1 protein-coding gene, 1 tRNA gene and 2 pseudogenes are annotated in these 1,525 nt (G+C 36.1%); 1 reads left to right on the forward strand and 3 read right to left on the reverse strand.

What is annotated here, in order from left to right:
* Positions 1-319: IS630 transposase-related protein (locus ARSQ2_RS11270; RefSeq protein ID WP_181995345.1), on the reverse strand; the 319-nt coding region annotated here is incomplete at its 3' end.
* A pseudogene (locus tag ARSQ2_RS11275) lies at positions 308-452 on the reverse strand (DUF496 family protein); the annotation flags it as partial. The pseudogene ARSQ2_RS11275 and the gene ARSQ2_RS11270, both read right to left, overlap by 12 nt.
* 368 nt (positions 453-820) lie before the next feature.
* Between ARSQ2_RS11275 and ARSQ2_RS11280 the strand changes: the two are divergent.
* Positions 821-910 (forward strand) — tRNA-Ser (locus tag ARSQ2_RS11280).
* A gap of 44 nt (positions 911-954) precedes the next feature.
* Here the strand turns inward: ARSQ2_RS11280 and mnmL are convergent.
* Positions 955-1,485: pseudogene (mnmL, locus tag ARSQ2_RS11285) on the reverse strand (tRNA modification radical SAM protein MnmL/YtqA); the annotation flags it as partial.
* Between the last annotated feature and the right edge of the window lie 40 nt (positions 1,486-1,525).

Raw genomic sequence — 1,525 nt, forward strand, 5'->3', positions numbered from 1 at the left:
TTTTTTTAAGATCTTGCCAAATGGCCTTCTGACAAACGCCAAAACGCTCTGTACGTTCTTTTTGGTAAGCATCTGGATATTGTTCAACATCTTTTATCAACTCGGATTTATCGATTTTTCGCTGACGTGTAGTCGATGCTTTTGGCTCTATTTGATTAATCCAACGCGATACAGATGCAGAGCCAATCCGAAATTGCTTAGCTGTTTCTCGGATACTCAAACCTTCTTTCATCGTAAATATCACTTTACGTCTAAAATCAATTAAATAGCTCATATAAATAATGTCATCAAAATTAAGTCGCTTAGCTATATCAGCCATGGTTTTCAATTTTTGTGATAACTCCCGACGTTCTTTTGATAATTCTGCGTTCTTGATAATTATAATCATCGATCCGATCTTCATAATCACTACGCATATTAGCAATTATTGCTCTGATCTCTTCAATGGTCATATAGCTGGGCGACTTTAAAATGATTACAATTAATTACTCTATATCAGTAAATTTATATTGAAGAAAAACATATATTTTGTAATCAAAATTAAGACGCTTAACTATAATGTTCCTAGTATTAGGCAAATCACGGAAAATTCATTCATTATTTTTTCCAACTTATGCTATGCATTTAATAATTTTACTTATTAGTAAGGACAATAAAACCTTCGCGGTAATATCGAATACATTTTCAACAAATTGTTCTTTATTTATCTTGTTAACTGCAAAAAAAGACAAAAGTTGCAATATATTATTGACGGTTAGTCTGCTTTTTCCTATAGTAGCGCCGCATCATTCTAGTATCCTACTATATTAAAATGATAACCGGTGAGGTGTCCGAGTGGCTGAAGGAGCACGCCTGGAAAGTGTGTATACGTGAAAACGTATCGAGGGTTCGAATCCCTCCCTCACCGCCATATAAAATATCTGCCAAAAACCTATTTTAATTCCCTCCACTAACTTAAATTGCAGAGCCCTGGCCGCCATACTGACAGAGATATTGATATAACGCATTCATGCCTAACCAACGATTTGCACACCAATCTGGCGCGAGTAAAGTCGGCCGACGCGCATTGGCACAAATACGATGATAAATAATATTTTTTGGTGTGTGACGGATCATTTCTCCGGCTATTTCCACGTACTCAGTTAATTCAAGTGATAACAAACGCCCAGCACGCCAAGCCTTCGCCATTATACTACCATCAACAATATGTAATGGATGCAATTTAATACCATCAACACCAGTATCGATAACACGAGATATTGTTTGCAGATTTTCGCTAGCTGTTTCAGCTGGTAAGCCAACAATTAGGTGAACACAAACATTTAATCCCTTTTTGCCGGCAATTTGCGCAATTTTTTGATAACTAGCAGCATCATGGCCTCGATTGATCTTTTTCAGGGTTTTATCATGGGATGTTTGTAAACCTAGTTCCAACCAGATTTCATATCGTTGCTGCTGATATTCTACTAATAAATCCAATATAGCTGGGCGACTTTAAAATGATTACAAGTAATTACTCTATATC

Origin of the sequence: Arsenophonus endosymbiont of Bemisia tabaci Q2, from assembly GCF_902713415.1 — a bacterium.
GTDB lineage: Bacteria > Pseudomonadota > Gammaproteobacteria > Enterobacterales > Enterobacteriaceae > Arsenophonus.